Source organism: Alcanivorax sp. HI0083, from assembly GCF_001635175.1.
Map to the genome: position 1 here is coordinate 1 of NZ_LWFX01001519.1, position 4,159 is coordinate 4,159.

At 56.9% G+C, this 4,159-nt stretch carries 4 protein-coding genes and 1 pseudogene; 1 reads left to right on the forward strand and 4 read right to left on the reverse strand.

From position 1 onward, the window contains the following. The 3 genes and pseudogenes from A3754_RS26795 to A3754_RS22880 form a co-directional block, all read right to left on the reverse strand. Positions 1–118 (reverse strand): annotated as a pseudogene (locus A3754_RS26795) (DNA recombination/repair protein RecA); the annotation flags it as partial. 192 nt (positions 119–310) lie between these two features. Continuing rightward, positions 311–799, reverse strand: coding sequence for a CinA family protein (locus tag A3754_RS22875; protein WP_082872548.1), 489 nt, complete (start codon positions 797–799; stop codon positions 311–313). A gap of 53 nt (positions 800–852) precedes the next feature. Further along, positions 853–1,572: a YebC/PmpR family DNA-binding transcriptional regulator gene (locus A3754_RS22880; RefSeq protein WP_063521433.1), complete on the reverse strand. Its 720-nt coding sequence runs from the start codon at positions 1,570–1,572 to the stop codon at positions 853–855. Between the two features lie 47 nt (positions 1,573–1,619). Between A3754_RS22880 and A3754_RS22885 the strand changes: the two genes are divergently transcribed. Beyond that, positions 1,620–2,372, forward strand: a complete 753-nt coding sequence (locus tag A3754_RS22885; protein ID WP_156497163.1) for a hypothetical protein — start codon at positions 1,620–1,622, stop codon at positions 2,370–2,372. A 107-nt stretch (positions 2,373–2,479) separates the two neighbouring features. Here the strand turns inward: A3754_RS22885 and A3754_RS22890 are convergent, their stop codons facing one another. Further along, on the reverse strand, positions 2,480–3,835 hold the full coding sequence (locus A3754_RS22890; RefSeq protein WP_063521435.1) for a wax ester/triacylglycerol synthase family O-acyltransferase: 1,356 nt from the start codon (positions 3,833–3,835) through the stop codon (positions 2,480–2,482). Between the last annotated feature and the right edge of the window lie 324 nt (positions 3,836–4,159).

The window sequence follows — 4,159 nt, forward strand, 5'->3', positions numbered from 1 at the left end:
TGGAGATGGACGGCATGCGCTCGCGCTTGCGATCACCCATGCGCATGACGGAACCCTTGCCGAATTGGCGCTCAATCTGTGACAGCGCAGCGGACAGCGCCTTACCTTTATCGCTCATTGTGACCCCTCTCCGTTTTCGGCGCGTCATTCATTGACGCCAACCGTATCTGATCTGTCTCATCTGACCTTTCGGCCAGTGCTGGCAATATGGACAGTATTATGAACAGCATTGGCTATCCATTGCAACCTCACATATTGATGCTGTGCCAGCCCCACCTCGATGAGACTGAAATGAATAGCCCGATTGTGGCTACTTGAGGCGGGCATTCAAGCCCAAGATGGCTTCCAGGATGGTCTGCTGACGGACGGCATCGCGATCACCGTCGAAGTGGAAACAGCGGGCTTCGGCGTAGCCCAGCTTCTGCCCCCAGGCAATCCAGACCGTGCCCACCGGCTTGTCCGGCGTGCCGCCATCCGGCCCGGCAATACCGGTGACCGCGACAGAGACATGGGCCCGGGAATGGGTAATGGCTCCCCGCGCCATTTCCAGGGCCGTTTCTTCGCTGACCGCTCCCACCGAGGCCAGGGTCGAGGCCTGCACACCCAGCATCTCCTCCTTGGCTTCGTTGGAATAGGTCACAAAACCCCGGTCAAACCACGTTGACGCCCCGGACAGCCCCGTCAGCGCCTGGGCAATGCCCCCACCGGTACAGGATTCCGCCGTCGCCAGAATCAAACGCTGTTTTTGCAGGGCAGAGGCCAGTGCGACAGCGGCGGCAAGGATGTCGTTATCCAACACAGGGGTATGCTCCGTTGCAGATGTTGCCGGCAATGTAAGCCGGGACGATGTAATCAGCCCAGATCCACGTTGTGATACACGTTCTGCACGTCGTCCAGATCATTCAGCATGGCCATGAATTTGTCGAACAGCTCCATGTCTTCGGCGCTGATGGTAGTGTAACTCTGCGGGACAAACTGGATTTCATCCACCTCGAATTCCAGCTCGCCGAAAGCCTCCGTCAACGCCTGCTTGGCCTTGAAATATTCGGTATTCGGGGTAAACACCGTCAGGGTGCCGTTGTCATCTTCGATCTCACTGACGTCCACATCGGCCTCCATCAGCGCTTCCAGCACCGCGTCTTCGTCCGCATGGGCAAAAACGAAGATGGCCACGTGATCGAACATGTGGCTCACCGTACCCTGGGTGCCGATCTTGCATTTGGTCTTGGTGAAGGCCATGCGCACATCACCAAAGGTGCGGTTCGGGTTGTCCGTCAGGCATTCGATCAGCGCCATGCAACCACCCGGGCCGTAGCCTTCATAGCGGGCCGGAGAATAATCCTCGCCACCCCCGCCTTTGGCTTTCTCAATGGCCTTGTCGATCACATGACCGGGCACCTGGTCTTTTTTGGCACGTTCAATCAGGCTGCGCAGCGCCAGATTCGCCGTAGGGTCCAGGCCGCCGGATTTCGCACTGACATAAATTTCCCGACCATAACGGCTGTATACCTTGGCTTTCATATCCGAGGTTTTCGCCATGGACTCTTTACGGTTTTGATAGGCGCGGCCCATACGAATCTTGCTCCAGAGAGATTGGTTGCCGGGTATTTTAGGGGAAGATGATGGTAAGAAGAACAAGGGAGGGAGCAAGAAAGCAGCGCACAGACCACAAGCGCACCTTTATCTGGCAGGGCAAGCGCGATGGGTGGGCACTGGACCCGGCAATTACTTGCCCATCCTCAAGTCATTTCCGCTATCCTCCGCTCCGCATAAATAAAATAGACAAGGACTTCATCGTGCACACCCTTTATCACATTGCGTTGGCAGCGCCTCTTCTCCTTACCCCATTAGCACAAGCTTCCAATACCTTCGATTACGTCGACATTGGCTACTCCAGACAGAACACAGACTACTCCGGTTTTGGCGACAGCAGCTCCGGCACCGTAAAGGCCAGTGTCTCAGCCTTTAAATGGTTCCACGCCCGCGGTCGTTACCATGCGGGTAATGTCCGATTGCCAGAAGAAAACGCACAGCAAGAATCCTGGTCAGTAATTGGCTTGGGGGTTCACTATCCATTCAACGCCAAAACGTCCATTTTCGCCGGCTCAGACCACAACAAACTTGAGCTGCAAAATGGTTCTACCGAACGCGGTTGGTACCACCACATCGGGCTCAGACACGAATTCAACGATAAATGGCAGATCGGCCTCGAAATCGGCGAATCCGATGTGCTATTTCGGGATACCGCCTCGCTTATCGAAGGTATTTATAAAGTCACCCAGCAAGTTGGGCTATCTGCCACCCTGCGCGATTACGATGATCTGGATTTGACTGAATACGAGGTTGGCGTGCGCTGGTTCTTCCGGGACTAAAAGCTTCAAGGCCTGCATCACTGCTGAGTGGCGCCTGCTGCCATAAGCGGCCACTCAGCCGCAAGCGCTGCAGGCGAAATCCCGACCCGCAGCAAACGGTTAGCGAATCAACTTTCCAGTTCAACCAGCGACTCTTCAAAGTAATCCAGAAAGCGCTGGATATGCGGCAGTGTATCGCGGCAACCGATAACACCGAACTCCAGGCTGTCCTTGTAGCTCACCACGGTGATGTTCAGCGCATAGCCATGCAGTACCAACGACACAGGGTAAGAAGCCAACATTTCAGCGCCGTTGAGATACAGCGGATCTTTGGGCCCTGGCACATTGGAAATCACCAGATTGAACATGGGGCTTACCCGCCCGGACAGGCCCGTCACCTGGCCAAGCGACAACGGCACATTGGTGAGTACGGTATAGACATCGATCTCGGATTTCTGCATATCGCCAAGCCGGGACTTCACCCCTTTCATGGAATCCTGAATCGCTGCCAGCCGCTTCAGCGGCTCGGCGATATGCGTTCCCAGGCTGACCTGCACGGTGGTGATCGCATTACCACCGTCGCCCGCCTGGTCCGCACTGCGCAACGACACCGGCACCTGAGCCACCAGCGGCTGGTCCGGTAACGCGTCCTGGCTCAACAGGTAACGCCGCAGGGCCCCGCCACACATGGCCAGAAAAATATCATTGACGGTACCGCCATGCTGTTTGGCCGCTGCCTTGATGCGTGGCAGAGACCAGGACTGGGCAGCAAAGCGTCGGGCGCCGGTCACTCGCCGGTTGAGCTGGGTTTTCGGCGCCCGATAAATCGTTTTCACATTGCCATCTTTGGGCTGGCGCAACAGGTCTACCAGCTGGCCACTGCCCCGGCGCAGGTTATTCACCGTGCCTTTCATACCCGTATTTGCCGCAGGGGCGCCGCTGCTCTTTCTCGGCTTCTTCTCCGCATCCCATTCACCGGACCAGGGTACCGGCAAGCGGTCTTTGGCACTGGTGGCCAACCGCGATTGCATCAGGTACATACCCGCCACCCCGTCCACCATGGAATGGTGCATCTTGGTATAAAGGGCAAAGCGGTTGCCTTCCAGCCCTTCGATCAGGTAGCTCTCCCAGAGTGGGCGGCTGGGATCCAGACGCTGGGCGTGCAGCCGCGACACCAGCGCCAGCAGCTCGCGCACCCGCCCCGGGCGCGGCAAAGCGGAATGGCGCACGTGGTAATCGATATCAAAAGTCTTGTCTTCCACCCAGGCGGCGTCCATGCGCATGGGCAAGTGCGACTGGATTTTCTGGTTAAAGGGACGACAGATTCCATTCACCTCCACCAGATAGCGATAGATGCCTTCCATGTAATCCGCAGGCGCGTCCTCCGGAATGGCGAACAACGCCAGCCCACCCACATGCATGGGGGTCTCGCGGGTTTCCATCATCAGCCAGCCGGAATCCATAATGGACAGTTTACGGGCCATGCTTCCTGCTCCTTATTGTTATTCGTGCGCTCACAGCTAACCGCGCTTAAACACGCAGCCACAAACACCCTATCATCCGGTTTTTTCGTGGCAGAGCATTACCAGATTGGTTGCGTTTGGTTATCAACGGTCAATTGGGAGGATCGGTGGCGGGATTGGGGGGCCTACCTAGCTTGATCCGCCGGCACCAGCACCATGGCATGCATGTCCGCGAAACGCGCAGCATCCGTGCCCTGAAGCTTATTGTACTTAATGATTGATTGCAGGGACTTCACATACGCCGGCCCGCGTTCGGAGTATCTATCAAGGGTAGCGGCCGCATCG

Bases quoted from the DNA above. Each gene is read 5' to 3' on its own strand.
- A3754_RS22890 (WP_063521435.1), bottom strand. From the start codon at position 3,835: ATGGCCCGTAAACTGTCCATTATGGATTCCGGCTGGCTGATGATGGAA.
- A3754_RS22880 (WP_063521433.1), bottom strand. From the start codon at position 1,572: ATGGGCCGCGCCTATCAAAACCGTAAAGAGTCCATGGCGAAAACCTCG.
- A3754_RS22885 (WP_156497163.1), top strand. From the start codon at position 1,620: ATGATGGTAAGAAGAACAAGGGAGGGAGCAAGAAAGCAGCGCACAGAC.